This window comes from Streptococcus sp. GP0011, assembly GCF_030546305.1.
Lineage (GTDB): Bacteria > Bacillota > Bacilli > Lactobacillales > Streptococcaceae > Streptococcus.
Genome location: NZ_JAUONR010000005.1, coordinates 79514 through 96011 on the forward strand (window position 1 = coordinate 79514; position 16498 = coordinate 96011).

33 protein-coding genes are annotated in these 16498 nt (G+C 41.2%); all 33 read left to right on the plus strand.

Going from position 1 to position 16498, the window contains the following annotated elements; translation table 11 throughout:
- The 33 genes from Q4443_RS06845 (at nucleotide 1) to Q4443_RS07005 (ending at nucleotide 16495) form a co-directional block, all read left to right on the plus strand.
- Nucleotides 1–141 carry a hypothetical protein gene (locus Q4443_RS06845; RefSeq protein ID WP_000521635.1) on the plus strand — a complete coding sequence of 47 codons (141 nt, stop codon included), beginning with the start codon at nucleotides 1–3 and terminating at the stop codon, nucleotides 139–141.
- A 44-nt stretch (nucleotides 142–185) separates the two neighbouring features.
- Entirely contained in the window at nucleotides 186–686 is a 501-nt protein-coding gene (locus tag Q4443_RS06850; protein WP_049519221.1) for a GNAT family N-acetyltransferase, read from the plus strand.
- Between the two features lie 4 nt (nucleotides 687–690).
- The gene (gene nrdG, locus Q4443_RS06855; protein ID WP_049519220.1) at nucleotides 691–1287 is read left to right on the plus strand and encodes an anaerobic ribonucleoside-triphosphate reductase activating protein; all 597 of its coding nucleotides are present in this window, start codon (nucleotides 691–693) and stop codon (nucleotides 1285–1287) included.
- The gene (locus Q4443_RS06860) at nucleotides 1284–1910 is read left to right on the plus strand and encodes a uridine kinase (protein WP_049519219.1); all 627 of its coding nucleotides are present in this window, start codon (nucleotides 1284–1286) and stop codon (nucleotides 1908–1910) included. Before nrdG ends, Q4443_RS06860 begins: the two co-directional genes overlap by 4 nt.
- Nucleotides 1911–2175: 265 nt before the next feature.
- Nucleotides 2176–2484, plus strand: a complete 309-nt coding sequence (gene rpsJ / locus Q4443_RS06865) for a 30S ribosomal protein S10 (RefSeq protein ID WP_001284513.1) — start codon at nucleotides 2176–2178, stop codon at nucleotides 2482–2484.
- 82 nt (nucleotides 2485–2566) lie between these two features.
- Nucleotides 2567–3193, plus strand: a complete 627-nt coding sequence (gene rplC, locus Q4443_RS06870) for a 50S ribosomal protein L3 (protein ID WP_000160197.1) — start codon at nucleotides 2567–2569, stop codon at nucleotides 3191–3193.
- 24 nt (nucleotides 3194–3217) lie between these two features.
- On the plus strand, nucleotides 3218–3841 hold the full coding sequence (gene rplD / locus Q4443_RS06875) for a 50S ribosomal protein L4 (RefSeq protein ID WP_000024537.1): 624 nt from the start codon (nucleotides 3218–3220) through the stop codon (nucleotides 3839–3841).
- Nucleotides 3841–4137, plus strand: a complete 297-nt coding sequence (locus tag Q4443_RS06880) for a 50S ribosomal protein L23 (protein WP_001055347.1) — start codon at nucleotides 3841–3843, stop codon at nucleotides 4135–4137. The genes rplD and Q4443_RS06880 overlap by 1 nt, the downstream gene beginning before the upstream one ends.
- 17 nt (nucleotides 4138–4154) lie before the next feature.
- A complete protein-coding gene (gene rplB / locus Q4443_RS06885) occupies nucleotides 4155–4988 on the plus strand; it encodes a 50S ribosomal protein L2 (RefSeq protein ID WP_000512910.1) in 834 nt (277 codons plus the stop codon).
- Between the two features lie 103 nt (nucleotides 4989–5091).
- A complete protein-coding gene (rpsS, locus tag Q4443_RS06890; RefSeq protein ID WP_000533766.1) occupies nucleotides 5092–5373 on the plus strand; it encodes a 30S ribosomal protein S19 in 282 nt (93 codons plus the stop codon).
- 11 nt (nucleotides 5374–5384) lie between these two features.
- Nucleotides 5385–5729, plus strand: a complete 345-nt coding sequence (rplV, locus tag Q4443_RS06895) for a 50S ribosomal protein L22 (RefSeq protein WP_000818137.1) — start codon at nucleotides 5385–5387, stop codon at nucleotides 5727–5729.
- A 12-nt stretch (nucleotides 5730–5741) separates the two neighbouring features.
- A complete protein-coding gene (rpsC, locus tag Q4443_RS06900; RefSeq protein WP_000529936.1) occupies nucleotides 5742–6395 on the plus strand; it encodes a 30S ribosomal protein S3 in 654 nt (217 codons plus the stop codon).
- 3 nt (nucleotides 6396–6398) lie between these two features.
- Entirely contained in the window at nucleotides 6399–6812 is a 414-nt protein-coding gene (gene rplP / locus Q4443_RS06905) for a 50S ribosomal protein L16 (RefSeq protein WP_000960946.1), read from the plus strand.
- Nucleotides 6813–6821: 9 nt separating this feature from the next.
- On the plus strand, nucleotides 6822–7028 hold the full coding sequence (gene rpmC, locus Q4443_RS06910; RefSeq protein ID WP_000772918.1) for a 50S ribosomal protein L29: 207 nt from the start codon (nucleotides 6822–6824) through the stop codon (nucleotides 7026–7028).
- A 24-nt stretch (nucleotides 7029–7052) separates the two neighbouring features.
- On the plus strand, nucleotides 7053–7313 hold the full coding sequence (gene rpsQ, locus Q4443_RS06915) for a 30S ribosomal protein S17 (protein ID WP_130554805.1): 261 nt from the start codon (nucleotides 7053–7055) through the stop codon (nucleotides 7311–7313).
- Between the two features lie 25 nt (nucleotides 7314–7338).
- Nucleotides 7339–7707, plus strand: a complete 369-nt coding sequence (gene rplN, locus Q4443_RS06920) for a 50S ribosomal protein L14 (RefSeq protein ID WP_000616545.1) — start codon at nucleotides 7339–7341, stop codon at nucleotides 7705–7707.
- Between the two features lie 78 nt (nucleotides 7708–7785).
- A complete protein-coding gene (gene rplX, locus Q4443_RS06925; RefSeq protein WP_000497691.1) occupies nucleotides 7786–8091 on the plus strand; it encodes a 50S ribosomal protein L24 in 306 nt (101 codons plus the stop codon).
- A 23-nt stretch (nucleotides 8092–8114) separates the two neighbouring features.
- The gene (gene rplE / locus Q4443_RS06930; RefSeq protein ID WP_000013542.1) at nucleotides 8115–8657 is read left to right on the plus strand and encodes a 50S ribosomal protein L5; all 543 of its coding nucleotides are present in this window, start codon (nucleotides 8115–8117) and stop codon (nucleotides 8655–8657) included.
- Nucleotides 8658–8674: 17 nt separating this feature from the next.
- Nucleotides 8675–8860, plus strand: coding sequence for a type Z 30S ribosomal protein S14 (locus tag Q4443_RS06935; RefSeq protein WP_001085697.1), 186 nt, complete (start codon nucleotides 8675–8677; stop codon nucleotides 8858–8860).
- 213 nt (nucleotides 8861–9073) lie between these two features.
- Nucleotides 9074–9472 carry a 30S ribosomal protein S8 gene (gene rpsH / locus Q4443_RS06940; protein ID WP_000245504.1) on the plus strand — a complete coding sequence of 133 codons (399 nt, stop codon included), beginning with the start codon at nucleotides 9074–9076 and terminating at the stop codon, nucleotides 9470–9472.
- A gap of 166 nt (nucleotides 9473–9638) precedes the next feature.
- On the plus strand, nucleotides 9639–9818 hold the full coding sequence (locus Q4443_RS06945) for a hypothetical protein (protein ID WP_000648250.1): 180 nt from the start codon (nucleotides 9639–9641) through the stop codon (nucleotides 9816–9818).
- Between the two features lie 62 nt (nucleotides 9819–9880).
- On the plus strand, nucleotides 9881–10417 hold the full coding sequence (gene rplF / locus Q4443_RS06950; protein WP_049519218.1) for a 50S ribosomal protein L6: 537 nt from the start codon (nucleotides 9881–9883) through the stop codon (nucleotides 10415–10417).
- A gap of 83 nt (nucleotides 10418–10500) precedes the next feature.
- Complete coding sequence (rplR, locus tag Q4443_RS06955) at nucleotides 10501–10857, plus strand: 50S ribosomal protein L18 (RefSeq protein WP_049519217.1); 357 nt, start codon at nucleotides 10501–10503, stop codon at nucleotides 10855–10857.
- Between the two features lie 17 nt (nucleotides 10858–10874).
- Nucleotides 10875–11369 (plus strand): 30S ribosomal protein S5, encoded by a 495-nt coding sequence (gene rpsE / locus Q4443_RS06960; RefSeq protein WP_000874204.1) that lies wholly within the window; start codon nucleotides 10875–10877, stop codon nucleotides 11367–11369.
- A gap of 13 nt (nucleotides 11370–11382) precedes the next feature.
- On the plus strand, nucleotides 11383–11565 hold the full coding sequence (rpmD, locus tag Q4443_RS06965; RefSeq protein WP_000057241.1) for a 50S ribosomal protein L30: 183 nt from the start codon (nucleotides 11383–11385) through the stop codon (nucleotides 11563–11565).
- Between the two features lie 144 nt (nucleotides 11566–11709).
- On the plus strand, nucleotides 11710–12150 hold the full coding sequence (gene rplO, locus Q4443_RS06970; RefSeq protein WP_000766089.1) for a 50S ribosomal protein L15: 441 nt from the start codon (nucleotides 11710–11712) through the stop codon (nucleotides 12148–12150).
- Nucleotides 12151–12162: 12 nt separating this feature from the next.
- Complete coding sequence (gene secY / locus Q4443_RS06975) at nucleotides 12163–13473, plus strand: preprotein translocase subunit SecY (protein ID WP_000465387.1); 1311 nt, start codon at nucleotides 12163–12165, stop codon at nucleotides 13471–13473.
- A gap of 145 nt (nucleotides 13474–13618) precedes the next feature.
- A complete protein-coding gene (locus Q4443_RS06980; RefSeq protein WP_049519216.1) occupies nucleotides 13619–14257 on the plus strand; it encodes an adenylate kinase in 639 nt (212 codons plus the stop codon).
- Nucleotides 14258–14373: 116 nt separating this feature from the next.
- Nucleotides 14374–14592 (plus strand): translation initiation factor IF-1, encoded by a 219-nt coding sequence (gene infA / locus Q4443_RS06985; protein WP_001029883.1) that lies wholly within the window; start codon nucleotides 14374–14376, stop codon nucleotides 14590–14592.
- Nucleotides 14593–14616: 24 nt separating this feature from the next.
- Nucleotides 14617–14733 carry a 50S ribosomal protein L36 gene (gene rpmJ, locus Q4443_RS06990; RefSeq protein ID WP_001808836.1) on the plus strand — a complete coding sequence of 39 codons (117 nt, stop codon included), beginning with the start codon at nucleotides 14617–14619 and terminating at the stop codon, nucleotides 14731–14733.
- 17 nt (nucleotides 14734–14750) lie between these two features.
- Nucleotides 14751–15116, plus strand: coding sequence for a 30S ribosomal protein S13 (gene rpsM, locus Q4443_RS06995; RefSeq protein WP_000090781.1), 366 nt, complete (start codon nucleotides 14751–14753; stop codon nucleotides 15114–15116).
- Between the two features lie 17 nt (nucleotides 15117–15133).
- Entirely contained in the window at nucleotides 15134–15517 is a 384-nt protein-coding gene (gene rpsK, locus Q4443_RS07000) for a 30S ribosomal protein S11 (RefSeq protein ID WP_001118385.1), read from the plus strand.
- Between the two features lie 42 nt (nucleotides 15518–15559).
- A complete protein-coding gene (locus Q4443_RS07005; protein WP_000568993.1) occupies nucleotides 15560–16495 on the plus strand; it encodes a DNA-directed RNA polymerase subunit alpha in 936 nt (311 codons plus the stop codon).
- The last annotated feature ends 3 nt before the right edge of the window (nucleotides 16496–16498 follow it).

The following is a 16498-nucleotide window of genomic DNA, read 5'->3' on the forward strand; positions in this document are numbered from 1 at the left end:
ATGGGGAAATACCAATTAGACGATAAGGGACGCGCACAAGTGACCCGTTATCACGAGAAATACTCTAAAGGTGGAACAGGTAAAAAAGAACGCTTGCTCAACCTCAGAGAACAGTTTTTAAACAAGAACAAGAAAAAATAAAAGTGAGAGTCCGCTCTCGCTTTTCTCTTAGATGGGAGGTAAGGATGGAACTACGCAGGCCGAAATTGGCGGATAAGGAAGCCGTTTTAGATATGATAGAGGAGTTTGAAGAGACCCAATCAGCACACAATGGTGGATTTTGGGATATTGAGAATTTCTCTTACGAGGACTGGCTTGAAACTAGCCAGAATAAAGAAATGGGAATAGGATTACTGGAAAATCGCGTTCCATCAATTCAGTTCGTATTGTTTGATAAATCAGGCCATGCTTTAGGCTTTTTGAATCTACGGCTGAGACTACATGAGGGCTTGCTGAATCATGCTGGCCATGTTGGCTACTCCATTCGTCCATCTGAAAGAGGTAAGGGTTATGCGAAAGAATCCCTCCGACAAGGTCTACAAGTTGCTAAGGGAAAGAATATTAAACGAGCTTTAGTGACTTGTAGCACAGAAAATCCAGCAAGCCGAGCTGTTATCTTAGCTAATGGTGGGGAGTTGGAGGATGTTCGAAACGGAACGGAGCGTTACTGGATAGATTTGGAGTAGAAGGATGACATGGAATACACCAAAACCAGGTGAATGGAAAAGCGAGGAGCTTAGTAAAGGGCGAATCATTGATTATAAGGCCTTTAACTTTGTCGATGGAGAAGGTGTGCGCAACTCCCTCTATGTCGCAGGCTGTATGTTCCACTGCGAGGGTTGTTATAATGTTGCGACTTGGTCTTTCAATGCAGGCATTCCTTATACAGCAGAGTTAGAAGAACAGATCATGGTAGACCTTGCTCAGCCCTATGTTCAAGGATTGACCCTGTTAGGAGGAGAACCCTTTCTTAATACAGGAATTCTCTTGCCTCTCGTTAAACGCATTCGAAAGGAATTGCCAGGTAAAGACATCTGGTCCTGGACAGGTTATACTTGGGAAGAAATGATGCTGGAGACTCCAGACAAGCTGGAACTCTTGTCGTTGATTGACATCCTTGTCGATGGTCGTTATGACAAAAGCAAGCGCAATCTCATGCTCCAGTTCCGAGGTTCCTCTAATCAACGGATTATTGATGTGCAAAAATCCCTCAAAAGTGGGCAAATAGTTATTTGGGACAAGCTCAATGACGGAAAAGAAAGCTATGAACAGGTGAAGAGAGAATGAAGAAAAATGATTTAATAGACCAACTGGTCTCAGAGATCGAAACGGGAAAAGTCAAAACACTGGGGATCTACGGTCACGGTGCATCAGGCAAGTCAACCTTCGCTCAGGAATTATATCAAGCACTAGATTCTACTACAGTAAATTTACTAGAAACAGATCCCTATATCACTTCAGAACGTCACCTGGTAATACCAAAGCAAGCACCTGATCAAAAGGTGACAGCTTGTCTGCCAGTGGCGCATGAACTGGCAAGTTTGCAGAGAGATATTCTCGCCTTGCAGGCAGGTCTGGACATCTTGACGATTGATGAACCTTGGAAGCCAAGCGAAGTCTTATCTGGTTCGAAACCGATACTGCTTGTCGAAGGGATGTCTGTGGGTTTCCTACCCAAGGAACTCTTTGACAAAACTATCTGTTTCTACACGGATGAAGAGACCGAATTAAAGCGGCGCCTAGCTCGAGATACGACTATGAGAAATCGCGATGCTTCCTTTATACTAGCTAGCCATCAGATGAGACGGGAGCAGTATCAGCGTTACTATAGAGAAACCGAGTTTAAAGCAGATATCTTAGTGGATCAATCAGAAGATAAATTCAAAGTCAAAATGACTCATATTATATAGAAGAAAAGACTAAATTTTAAGGTCGTAAATCAGTAGTCATAGGAAGATGAAATAGGAAAACAGTTTCATCCCAAAAAAACGAAAAAAAGCTCACAAATCCCTTGCAATCGCAGGGGCTTTGTGTTATTCTATTATGGTGCTGTAAATTACAGCCTTAGCTTTGATGCAAGAGGTTGCGACACGCTCGGTTGCATTGCCACGCAACGCGCGTCGGTTTTCTTGTGGAGCTAGCCTATTATCTTAAATAGACGAAAAGGAGAAAAAGATGGCAAACAAAAAAATCCGTATCCGTTTGAAAGCTTACGAACACCGTACGCTTGACACAGCGGCTGCAAAAATCGTAGAATCAGCTACTCGTACAGGTGCACAAGTTGCGGGTCCAATCCCACTTCCAACTGAGCGTAGCCTCTACACAATTATTCGTGCGACTCACAAATACAAAGACTCTCGCGAACAATTTGAAATGCGTACACACAAACGTTTGATCGATATCGTTAACCCAACTCAAAAAACAGTTGACGCGTTGATGAAATTGGATCTTCCAAGTGGTGTAAACGTAGAAATCAAACTTTAATCTAAAGCTTGATACCTTGAGCATAAAAAACGCTCGTTAAAAACTTTTTGAATAAAAAATATAGAAAAGGAACTATTTTCTCATGACAAAAGGAATCTTAGGGAAAAAAGTGGGAATGACTCAAATCTTCACTGAAGCTGGCGAATTGATCCCTGTAACAGTTATTGAAGCAACTCCAAACGTTGTTCTTCAAGTTAAAACTGTTGAAACAGACGGATACAACGCTATCCAAGTTGGTTTCGATGACAAACGCGAAGTATTGAGCAACAAACCTGCTAAAGGACATGTAGCGAAAGCTAACACGGCTCCTAAGCGCTTCATTCGTGAATTCAAAAACGTTGAAGGCTTGGAAGTTGGTGCTGAAATCACAGTTGAAACATTCGCAGCTGGAGACGTTGTTGACGTAACTGGTACTTCTAAAGGTAAAGGTTTCCAAGGTGTTATCAAACGCCACGGACAATCACGTGGACCAATGGCTCACGGTTCTCGTTACCACCGTCGTCCAGGTTCTATGGGACCTGTTGCACCTAACCGCGTATTCAAAGGTAAAAACCTTGCAGGACGTATGGGTGGCGACCGCGTAACAATTCAAAACCTTGAAGTTGTACAAGTTGTTCCAGAAAAGAACGTTATCCTTATCAAAGGTAACGTACCAGGTGCTAAGAAATCTCTTATCACTATCAAATCAGCAGTTAAAGCTGGTAAATAATAAAGAAAGGGGAAATCAGTCACAATGGCAAACGTAACATTATTTGACCAAACTGGTAAAGAAGCTGGCCAAGTTGTTCTTAACGATGCAGTATTTGGTATCGAACCAAATGAATCAGTTGTGTTTGATGTGATCATCAGCCAACGCGCAAGCCTTCGTCAAGGAACACACGCTGTTAAAAACCGCTCTGCAGTATCAGGTGGTGGACGCAAACCATGGCGTCAAAAAGGAACTGGACGTGCTCGTCAAGGTTCTATCCGTTCACCACAATGGCGTGGTGGTGGTGTTGTCTTCGGACCAACTCCACGTTCATACGGCTACAAACTTCCACAAAAAGTTCGTCGCCTAGCTCTTAAATCAGTTTACTCTGAAAAAGTTGCTGAAAACAAATTCGTAGCTGTAGACGCTCTTTCATTTACAGCTCCAAAAACTGCTGAATTTGCAAAAGTTCTTGCAGCATTGAGCATCGATTCTAAAGTTCTTGTTATCCTTGAAGAAGGAAATGAATTCGCAGCTCTTTCAGCTCGTAACCTTCCAAACGTGAAAGTTGCAACTGCTACAACTGCAAGTGTTCTTGACATCGCAAATAGCGACAAACTTCTTGTCACACAAGCAGCTATCTCTAAAATCGAGGAGGTTCTTGCATAATGAATTTGTATGATGTTATCAAAAAACCTGTTATCACTGAAAGCTCAATGGCTCAACTTGAAGCAGGAAAATATGTATTTGAAGTTGACACTCGTGCACACAAACTTTTGATCAAGCAAGCTGTTGAAGCTGCTTTCGAAGGTGTTAAAGTTGCCAACGTTAACACAATCAACGTAAAACCAAAAGCAAAACGTGTTGGACGTTACACAGGTTTTACTAACAAAACTAAAAAAGCTATCATCACACTTACAGCTGATTCAAAAGCAATCGAGTTGTTCGCTGCTGAAGCTGAATAATCTAAGGAGGAAATATCGTGGGAATTCGTGTTTATAAACCAACAACAAACGGTCGCCGTAATATGACTTCTTTGGATTTCGCTGAAATCACAACAAGCACTCCTGAAAAATCATTGCTTGTTGCTTTGAAGAGCAAGGCTGGTCGTAACAACAACGGTCGTATCACTGTTCGTCACCAAGGTGGTGGACACAAACGTTTCTACCGTTTGGTTGACTTCAAACGTAACAAAGACAACGTTGAAGCAGTTGTTAAAACTATCGAGTACGATCCAAACCGTTCTGCAAACATCGCTCTTGTACACTACACTGACGGTGTGAAAGCATACATCATCGCTCCAAAAGGTCTTGAAGTTGGTCAACGTATCGTTTCAGGTCCGGAAGCAGATATCAAAGTCGGAAACGCTCTTCCACTTGCTAACATCCCAGTTGGTACTTTGATCCACAACATCGAATTGAAACCAGGTCGTGGTGGAGAATTGGTACGTGCTGCTGGTGCTTCTGCTCAAGTATTGGGTCAAGAAGGTAAATACGTTCTTGTTCGTCTTCAATCTGGCGAAGTTCGTATGATTCTTGGAACTTGTCGTGCTACAGTTGGTGTTGTCGGAAACGAACAACATGGACTTGTAAACCTTGGTAAAGCAGGACGTAGCCGTTGGAAAGGTATCCGCCCAACAGTTCGTGGTTCTGTAATGAACCCTAACGATCACCCACACGGTGGTGGTGAAGGTAAAGCACCAGTTGGTCGTAAAGCGCCATCTACTCCATGGGGCAAACCTGCTCTTGGTCTTAAAACTCGTAACAAGAAAGCGAAATCTGACAAACTTATCGTTCGTCGTCGCAACGAGAAATAATAGTAAACTAGTCGCCTAAGCAACTAGGAAATCCGCCAGCTCGGTAGCGCTCCATGTGAGCGCAAGCCGCTGTGGTACAACATTTAAAGGAGAAAATATAAAAATGGGACGCAGTCTTAAAAAAGGACCTTTCGTCGATGAGCATTTGATGAAAAAAGTTGAAGCTCAAGCTAACGACGAAAAGAAAAAAGTTATCAAAACTTGGTCACGTCGTTCAACGATCTTCCCAAGTTTCATTGGTTACACTATTGCAGTTTATGACGGCCGTAAACACGTACCTGTTTACATCCAAGAAGACATGGTAGGTCACAAACTTGGTGAATTTGCACCAACTCGTACTTACAAAGGTCACGCTGCAGACGACAAGAAAACACGTAGAAAATAAGGAGAACATAAATGGCAGAAATTACTTCAGCTAAAGCAATGGCTCGTACAGTACGTGTTTCACCTCGTAAATCACGTCTTGTTCTTGACAACATCCGTGGTAAAAGCGTAGCCGATGCTATTGCAATCTTGACATTCACACCAAACAAAGCTGCTGAAATCATCTTGAAAGTTTTGAATTCAGCTGTAGCTAACGCTGAAAACAACTTTGGTTTGGACAAAGCTAACTTGGTAGTATCTGAAGCATTCGCAAACGAAGGACCAACTATGAAACGTTTCCGTCCACGTGCGAAAGGTTCAGCTTCACCAATCAACAAACGTACAGCTCACATCACTGTAGCTGTTGCAGAAAAATAAGGAGGTAACATCGTGGGTCAAAAAGTACATCCAATTGGTATGCGTGTCGGCATCATCCGTGATTGGGATGCCAAATGGTATGCTGAAAAAGAATACGCGGATTACCTTCATGAAGATCTTGCAATCCGTAAATTCGTTCAAAAAGAACTTGCTGACGCAGCAGTTTCAACTATCGAAATTGAACGCGCAGTAAACAAAGTTAACGTTTCACTTCACACTGCTAAACCAGGTATGGTTATCGGTAAAGGTGGTGCTAACGTTGATGCACTCCGTGCAAAACTTAACAAATTGACTGGAAAACAAGTACACATCAACATCATCGAAATCAAACAACCTGATTTGGATGCTCACCTTGTAGGTGAAGGAATTGCTCGTCAATTGGAGCAACGTGTTGCTTTCCGTCGTGCACAAAAACAAGCAATCCAACGTGCAATGCGTGCTGGAGCTAAAGGAATCAAAACTCAAGTATCAGGTCGTTTGAACGGTGCAGATATCGCCCGTGCTGAAGGATACTCTGAAGGAACTGTTCCACTTCACACACTTCGTGCAGATATCGATTACGCTTGGGAAGAAGCAGATACTACATACGGTAAACTTGGTGTTAAAGTATGGATCTACCGTGGTGAAGTTCTTCCAGCTCGTAAAAACACTAAAGGAGGTAAATAACCAATGTTAGTACCTAAACGTGTTAAACACCGTCGTGAATTCCGTGGAAAAATGCGCGGTGAAGCAAAAGGTGGAAAAGAAGTAGCATTCGGTGAATACGGTCTTCAAGCTACAACTAGCCACTGGATCACTAACCGCCAAATCGAAGCTGCTCGTATCGCCATGACTCGTTACATGAAACGTGGTGGTAAAGTTTGGATTAAAATCTTCCCACACAAATCATACACTGCTAAAGCTATCGGTGTGCGTATGGGATCTGGTAAAGGGGCACCTGAAGGTTGGGTAGCACCAGTTAAACGTGGTAAAGTGATGTTTGAAATCGCTGGTGTATCTGAAGAAATCGCTCGCGAAGCGCTTCGTCTTGCAAGCCACAAATTGCCAGTTAAATGTAAATTCGTAAAACGTGAAGCAGAATAAGGAGAAGGCATGAAACTTAATGAAGTAAAAGAATTTGTTAAAGAACTTCGTGGTCTTTCTCAAGAAGAACTCGCGAAGCGCGAAAACGAATTGAAAAAAGAATTGTTTGAACTTCGTTTCCAAGCTGCTACTGGTCAATTGGAACAAACAGCTCGCTTGAAAGAAGTTAAAAAACAAATCGCTCGTATCAAAACAGTTCAATCTGAAGCGAAATAATAGACTAGGGAAGGAGAAATTTCAATGGAACGCAATAATCGTAAAGTTCTTGTTGGACGTGTTGTATCTGACAAAATGGACAAGACAATCACAGTTGTAGTTGAAACAAAACGTAACCACCCAGTCTATGGTAAACGTATTAACTACTCTAAGAAATACAAAGCACATGATGAAAACAATGTTGCCAAAGAAGGCGATATCGTACGTATCATGGAAACTCGTCCGCTTTCAGCTACAAAACATTTCCGTCTTGTAGAAGTTGTTGAAGAAGCGGTCATCATCTAATCAAACCTGAAAGGAGAAAACTGAAATGATTCAAACAGAAACTCGTTTGAAAGTCGCAGACAACAGCGGTGCGCGCGAAATCTTGACTATCAAAGTTCTTGGTGGTTCAGGACGTAAATTTGCAAACATCGGTGATGTTATCGTGGCATCTGTAAAACAAGCTACTCCTGGTGGTGCGGTTAAAAAAGGTGACGTTGTAAAAGCTGTTATCGTTCGTACTAAATCAGGTGCTCGTCGTGCTGATGGTTCATACATCAAATTTGACGAAAACGCAGCAGTTATCATCCGTGAAGACAAAACTCCTCGCGGAACACGTATCTTTGGCCCAGTTGCACGTGAATTGCGTGAAGGTGGCTTCATGAAGATCGTGTCACTTGCTCCAGAAGTACTTTAATTTTTAAAAACAAACTAGTCCCCTGGATTACTTTCCAGGGTGCCCTTATGGGCGTAAGAAAAATCAAGGAGAAACCTAATGTTTGTAAAAAAAGGCGACAAAGTTCGCGTAATCGCTGGTAAAGATAAGGGAACAGAAGCTGTTGTCCTTACTGCCCTTCCAAAAGTAAACAAAGTTATCGTTGAAGGTGTTAACATCGTTAAGAAACACCAACGTCCAACTAACGAGCTTCCTCAAGGTGGTATCATCGAGAAAGAAGCAGCTATCCACGTATCAAACGTTCAAGTATTGGACAAAAATGGTGTAGCTGGTCGTGTTGGTTACAAATTTGTAGACGGTAAAAAAGTTCGCTACAACAAAAAATCAGGCGAAGTGCTTGATTAATCACGAAGGAAAGGAGAAGTATAATGGCAAATCGTTTAAAAGAAAAATATCTTAATGAAGTAGTTCCTGCTTTGACAGAACAATTCAACTACTCATCAGTGATGGCTGTGCCTAAAGTAGATAAGATCGTTTTGAACATGGGTGTTGGTGAAGCTGTATCAAACGCTAAAAGTCTTGAAAAAGCTGCTGAAGAATTGGCACTTATCTCAGGTCAAAAACCACTTATCACTAAAGCTAAAAAATCAATCGCCGGCTTCCGTCTTCGTGAAGGTGTAGCGATCGGTGCAAAAGTTACCCTTCGTGGTGAACGTATGTACGAATTCTTGGACAAATTGGTTTCAGTTTCACTTCCACGTGTGCGTGACTTCCACGGTGTTCCAACAAAATCATTTGATGGACGCGGAAACTACACTCTTGGTGTGAAAGAACAATTGATCTTCCCAGAAATCAACTTTGATGACGTTGACAAAACTCGTGGTCTTGACATCGTTATCGTAACAACTGCTAACACTGACGAAGAGTCACGTGCATTGCTTACAGGCCTTGGAATGCCTTTTGCAAAATAATATAGGAGGTAAATCTAATGGCTAAAAAATCAATGATTGCTAAGAACAAACGTCCAGCGAAGTTCTCTACTCAAGCTTATACTCGTTGTGAAAAATGTGGTCGTCCACATTCAGTTTACCGCAAATTTAAACTTTGCCGTGTTTGCTTCCGTGAATTAGCTTACAAAGGACAAATTCCTGGTGTAACAAAAGCATCTTGGTAATATCATGATACAAAGAGCGTAACAACCACAGCAAAAATAGGAAATTTGGAGAAGGAGCGATGCTCCAAAACAAATTTATCTTTTTTGCACAGGTTGTAGCTCGTGTTCAAATAAGAGTTCTCTCATTTGAATGTGTCAATACTATCTGAGCCCAGCTCAATCGTTAACTAGCAAGTGCAACTTGCAAACTACTAGTAAGAGGAGAAAAACAAAATGGTTATGACTGACCCAATCGCAGACTTCCTAACTCGTATTCGTAACGCTAACCAAGCGAAACACGAAGTACTTGAAGTACCTGCATCAAACATCAAAAAAGGGATTGCTGAAATCCTTAAACGCGAAGGTTTTGTTAAGAACGTAGAAATCATCGAAGATGACAAACAAGGCATCATCCGTGTATTCCTTAAATACGGACCAAACGGTGAAAAAGTTATCACTAACTTGAAACGTGTTTCTAAACCAGGACTTCGTGTCTACAAAAAACGTGAAGATCTTCCAAAAGTTCTTAACGGACTTGGAATTGCTATCCTTTCAACTTCTGAAGGTTTGCTTACTGATAAAGAAGCTCGCCAAAAGAATGTTGGTGGAGAAGTTATCGCTTACGTTTGGTAAAATCAAGATACAAAGAGCGTCATGAGCAATGTGAAAATAGGAAATCTGACAAAGAGTGTTAACACTCTAGGAAGATTTGTCTTTTTCACACAGACCATAGCTCGTGTTCAATTTAGCTGATTTACTGATCAGCTAAATAGAGAGTAAATTAGTTTAGGAGAAAAAGATGAAAGCTACTGAATTGAATGAAAAACTTATTGTTGCAGAAGACGCTTTGGCTGAATTGTCAAAAGATGACCTTGTATCTCTTTTATGTGAAATTGGTTATAGTCCTGCGGCTATTGATGTATTGACAGAATATCAGGAGTTTGTCAAAGCTTTTCGAAAGAAACTAGGTTTGCTCTAATCCGAATGCCCCCCGTGAAAACTGGCCGTTCTGGCCTGACAATTTAACAGGAGAATAAAAACATGTCACGTATTGGTAATAAAGTTATCGTGTTGCCTGCTGGTGTTGAAATCACTAACAATGGCAACGTTGTAACTGTAAAAGGACCTAAAGGAGAACTTACTCGTGAGTTCTCAAAAGATATTGAAATTCGTGTGGAAGGTACTGAAGTAACTCTTCACCGTCCAAACGATTCAAAAGAAATGAAAACAATCCACGGAACTACTCGTGCCCTTTTGAACAACATGGTTGTTGGTGTATCAGAAGGATTCAAGAAAGAACTTGAAATGCGTGGGGTTGGTTACCGTGCACAACTTCAAGGATCTAAACTTGTTTTGGCTGTTGGTAAATCTCATCCAGACGAAGTTGAAGCTCCAGAAGGAATTACTTTTGAACTTCCAAACCCAACAACAATCGTTGTTAGCGGAATTTCAAAAGAAGTAGTTGGTCAAACAGCTGCTTACGTACGTAGCCTTCGTTCACCAGAACCATATAAAGGTAAAGGTATCCGTTACGTTGGTGAATTCGTTCGCCGTAAAGAAGGTAAAACAGGTAAATAATGTTGAGTGGTTGATTTTTAACCACCAACCTATTTTCCAACTTAGTGCATAGCACACGATTTAAAACTAAAGAGGTGAAAACTGTGATTTCTAAACCAGATAAAAACAAACTCCGCCAAAAACGCCGCCGTCGCGTTCGCGGAAAACTCTCTGGAACTGCTGATCGCCCACGTTTGAACGTATTCCGTTCTAATACAGGCATCTACGCTCAAGTGATTGATGACGTAGCGGGTGTAACGCTCGCAAGTGCTTCAACTCTTGACAAAGAAGTTTCAAAAGGAACTAAAACTGAACAAGCCGTTGCTGTCGGTAAACTCGTTGCAGAACGTGCAAACGCTAAAGGTATTTCAGAAGTGGTGTTCGACCGCGGTGGATATCTATATCACGGACGTGTGAAAGCTTTGGCTGATGCAGCTCGTGAAAACGGATTGAAATTCTAATAGGAGGACACTAGAAAATGGCATTTAAAGACAATGCAGTTGAATTAGAAGAACGCGTAGTTGCTGTCAACCGTGTTACAAAAGTTGTTAAAGGTGGACGTCGTCTTCGTTTCGCAGCTCTTGTTGTTGTTGGTGACCACAACGGTCGCGTAGGATTTGGTACTGGTAAAGCTCAAGAAGTTCCAGAAGCAATCCGCAAAGCAGTAGAAGATGCTAAGAAAAACTTGATTGAAGTTCCTATGGTTGGAACAACAATCCCACACGAAGTTCTTTCAGAATTCGGTGGAGCTAAAGTATTGTTGAAACCTGCTGTAGAAGGTTCTGGAGTTGCCGCTGGTGGTGCAGTTCGTGCCGTTGTGGAATTGGCAGGTGTGGCAGATATTACATCTAAATCACTTGGTTCTAACACTCCAATCAACATTGTTCGCGCAACTGTTGAAGGTTTGAAACAATTGAAACGCGCTGAAGAAGTTGCTGCCCTTCGTGGTATTTCAGTTTCTGATTTGGCATAAGAAAGGGGATAAAATGGCTCAAATTAAAATTACTTTGACTAAGTCTCCAATCGGACGCATTCCATCACAACGTAAAACTGTTGTAGCACTTGGACTTGGCAAATTGAACAGCTCTGTTATCAAAGAAGACAACGCTGCTATCCGTGGTATGATCACTGCAGTATCTCACTTGGTAACAGTTGAAGAAGTAAACTAATGAATTTTTAGGGGATGTGGCAATACTCATCCCCTAAAACTAGATATAGTCATCTAAGATGACAATGTATAGGCGAGTTGATAAGGGAGACAACCTTTTCTCTCTTATCGGCGCTAGCATTTTACAAAAGAGGAGAAAATAATAATGAAACTTCATGAATTGAAACCTGCAGAAGGTTCTCGTAAAGTACGTAACCGTGTTGGTCGTGGTACTTCATCAGGTAACGGTAAAACATCTGGTCGCGGTCAAAAAGGTCAAAAAGCTCGTAGCGGTGGCGGAGTTCGCCTTGGTTTTGAAGGTGGACAAACTCCATTGTTCCGTCGTCTTCCAAAACGTGGATTCACTAACATCAACGCTAAAGAATACGCAATTGTAAACCTTGACCAACTCAACGTCTTTGAAGACGGTGCAGAAGTAACTCCAGTTGTACTTATCGAAGCAGGAATTGTGAAAGCTGAAAAATCAGGAGTTAAAATTCTTGGTAACGGTGAGTTGACTAAGAAATTGACTGTGAAAGCAGCTAAATTCTCTAAATCAGCTGAGGAAGCTATCACTGCTAAAGGTGGTTCTGTAGAAGTCATCTAAGAGAGGTGACCCATGTTTTTTAAATTATTAAAAGAAGCGCTCAAGGTTAAACAAGTTCGATCAAAAATTCTCTTTACGATTTTTATTATTCTTGTTTTCCGTATTGGGACAAGTATCACTGTTCCAGGTGTGAATGCAAAAAGTTTAGAAGCTCTCAGTGGTTTATCTTTCTTGAACATGCTTAGTCTTGTTTCAGGGAATGCCATGAAGAACTTCTCCGTTTTCGCACTCGGAGTAAGTCCGTATATCACTGCTTCCATCGTTGTTCAATTGCTACAAATGGATATTTTACCGAAGTTTGTAGAATGGGGCAAACAAGGGGAAGTAGGACGGAGAAAACTAAATCAGGCTACTCGTTATATTGCACTTGTACTTGCATTTGTTCAATCTATCGGGATTACAGCAGGATTTAATACTCTATCTGGAGCAAAATTATTAACGACAGCGTTAACTCCACAAGTTTTTGTTACTATTGGTATTATCCTCACAGCAGGTAGTATGATTGTAACTTGGCTCGGGGAACAAATTACAGATAAGGGATACGGAAACGGTGTTTCTATGATCATCTTTGCAGGTATTGTCGCTTCAATCCCTGAGATGATTAAAGGAATCTATGTTGACTACTTCGTCAATATTCCAAGTAGCCGTTTGACTTCATCTATTATCTTTGTCGTTATTTTGATTATCGCTGTCTTGTTGATTGTATACTTTACAACCTATGTTCAACAGGCAGAATATAAAATTCCAATCCAATATACAAAAGTTGCTCAAGGAGCCCCATCAAGCTCATACCTTCCATTGAAGGTAAACCCAGCGGGGGTTATCCCAGTTATCTTTGCAAGTTCCATTACAGCAGCACCTGCAGCCATTCTTCAGTTTTTGAGTGCTACAGGTCATGATTGGGCTTGGGTACGTACAGCACAGGAAATGTTATCTACAACATCTCCAACAGGTGTTGCTATGTATGCCTTGTTGATCATTCTCTTTACATTCTTCTATACATTTGTACAGATCAATCCAGAGAAAGCAGCAGAAAACTTGCAAAAAAGTGGAGCCTACATTCATGGTGTCCGTCCTGGTAAGGGAACTGAAGAATTCATGTCGAAACTTCTTCGTCGCCTTGCGACGGTCGGATCAATCTTCCTTGGTGTGATTTCAATCTTGCCGATTGTGGCAAAAGATGTCTTTGGTCTTTCAGAAGCTGTTGCTTTTGGGGGAACTAGTCTTTTGATCATTATCTCAACTGGTATCGAAGGAATCAAACAGCTAGAAGGTTACCTATTGAAACGTAAGTATGTTGGTTTCATGGATAAAACAGAATAAAAGCAAAATTACTTTTGCTTAGAGAGTGGAGTATGAAGATCTATCTATCAGAGAGATTTTCGTCTCCCCTCTTCTATTTTGTTTTTAAATAGGGGTTGAAAGAGATTTCTGCTTCTATTTAAATACAAAATAAGGAGATCCTATCATGAATCTTTTGATTATGGGCTTACCTGGAGCAGGTAAGGGAACGCAAGCAGCTAAAATTGTGGAGCAATTCCACGTGGCACACATTTCAACTGGAGATATGTTCCGTGCTGCTATGGCAAATCAAACTGAAATGGGTGTACTTGCAAAGTCATACATCGACAAAGGTGAGTTGGTTCCAGATGAAGTTACAAATGGAATCGTTAAAGAACGCCTTTCGCAGGACGACATCAAGGAAACAGGTTTCTTGTTGGATGGTTACCCACGTACGATTGAACAAGCGCATGCCTTGGACAAAACATTGGCTGAACTTGGTATCGAACTAGAAGGTGTGATCAACATCGAAGTGAACCCAGACTCTCTCTTGGAACGTTTGAGTGGCCGCATCATCCACCGCGAAACAGGTGAAACCTTCCACAAAGTTTTCAACCCACCAGTTGACTACAAAGAAGAAGATTACTACCAACGCGAAGATGACAAACCGGAGACAGTTAAGCGTCGTTTGGATGTTAATATTGCACAAGGTGAACCAATCATTGCTCACTACCGTGCCAAAGGTTTGGTCCACGATATCGAAGGAAATCAAGATATCAATGATGTGTTCAAAGACATCGAAAAAGTATTGACAAATTTGAAATAAAGCGTTTTTCACACTTGCAAAAAATCGCTACAAATGTTATACTGAGATAGTCTGACTTATAATTGTTGTCTCTATGTTTAGAGGCATCAAATCGAAATTTATGGAGGTGCTTTTGCGTGGCAAAAGACGATGTGATTGAAGTTGAAGGCAAAGTAGTCGATACAATGCCTAACGCAATGTTTACGGTTGAACTTGAAAATGGACATCAGATTTTAGCAACAGTTTCTGGTAAAATTCGTAAAAACTATATTCGTATTTTAGCGGGAGATCGTGTTACTGTCGAGATGAGTCCATATGACTTGACACGTGGACGTATCACTTACCGCTTTAAATAATCGAAAAACTTGGAGGGATAAGAAATGAAAGTAAGACCATCGGTCAAACCAATTTGCGAATACTGTAAAGTAATTCGTCGTAATGGTCGTGTTATGGTAATTTGCCCAGCAAATCCAAAACACAAACAACGTCAAGGATAAGATAGAAAGGAGAAAACATGGCTCGTATTGCTGGAGTTGACATTCCAAATGACAAACGCGTAGTAATCTCATTAACTTACGTTTATGGTATCGGACTTGCAACATCTAAGAAAATTTTGGCTGCTGCTGGAATTTCAGAAGATGTTCGTGTACGTGACCTTACGTCAGATCAAGAAGATGCTATCCGTCGTGAAGTGGATGCAATCAAAGTTGAAGGTGACCTTCGTCGTGAAGTAAACTTGAACATCAAACGTTTGATGGAAATCGGTTCTTACCGTGGTATTCGTCACCGTCGTGGACTTCCTGTCCGTGGACAAAACACCAAAAACAACGCTCGCACTCGTAAAGGTAAAGCTGTTGCGATTGCTGGTAAGAAAAAATAATATAGGAGGTAAAAGTCTTGGCTAAACCAACACGTAAACGTCGTGTGAAAAAGAATATCGAATCTGGTATTGCTCATATTCACGCTACATTTAATAACACTATTGTTATGATTACTGATGTGCATGGTAATGCAATTGCTTGGTCATCAGCTGGTGCTCTTGGTTTCAAAGGTTCTCGTAAATCTACACCATTCGCTGCTCAAATGGCTTCTGAAGCTGCTGCTAAATCTGCACAAGAACACGGTCTTAAATCAGTTGAAGTTACTGTAAAAGGTCCAGGTTCTGGTCGTGAGTCAGCTATTCGTGCGCTTGCTGCCGCTGGTCTTGAAGTAACAGCAATTCGTGATGTGACTCCAGTGCCACACAATGGTGCTCGTCCTCCAAAACGTCGCCGTGTATAATCATCGCATTACACTGCTTTTCGTTTAAGAGGGAGTAACTAAATGATTGAGTTTGAAAAACCAAATATAACAAAAATTGATGAGAATAAAGATTATGGCAAGTTTGTAATCGAACCACTTGAACGTGGCTACGGTACAACTCTTGGTAACTCTCTTCGTCGTGTACTACTAGCTTCTCTACCAGGAGCAGCAGTGACATCTATCAACATTGAAGGTGTCTTGCATGAGTTTGACACAGTCCCAGGTGTTCGTGAAGACGTGATGCAAATCATTCTGAACATTAAAGGGATTGCAGTGAAATCATACGTTGAAGACGAAAAAATCATTGAACTTGACGTTGAAGGTCCTGCTGAAATTACAGCTGGAGACATTTTGACTGATAGTGATATTGAGATTGTAAATCCAGATCATTATCTCTTTACAATCGGTGAAGGTTCTTCTCTAAAAGCGACAATGACTGTTAACAGTGGTCGTGGATATGTACCTGCTGATGAAAACAAAAAAGATAATGCACCAGTTGGAACACTTGCTGTAGATTCTATTTATACACCAGTTACAAAAGTCAACTATCAAGTAGAGCCTGCTCGTGTAGGTAGCAATGATGGATTTGACAAATTAACCCTTGAAATCTTGACTAATGGAACAATTATTCCAGAAGATGCTTTAGGGCTTTCAGCGCGTATCTTGACAGAACATCTTGATTTGTTTACAAATCTTACTGAGATTGCTAAGTCAACTGAAGTGATGAAAGAAGCTGATACTGAATCTGACGATCGTATTTTGGATCGTACGATTGAGGAACTGGACTTGTCTGTGCGTTCATACAACTGTTTGAAACGTGCCGGTATCAATACTGTGCATGATTTGACAGAAAAATCTGAAGCAGAGATGATGAAGGTACGAAATCTTGGACGCAAGAGTTTGGAAGAAGTGAAACTCAAACTCATTGACTTGGGTCTTGGATTAAAAGATAAATAAAGG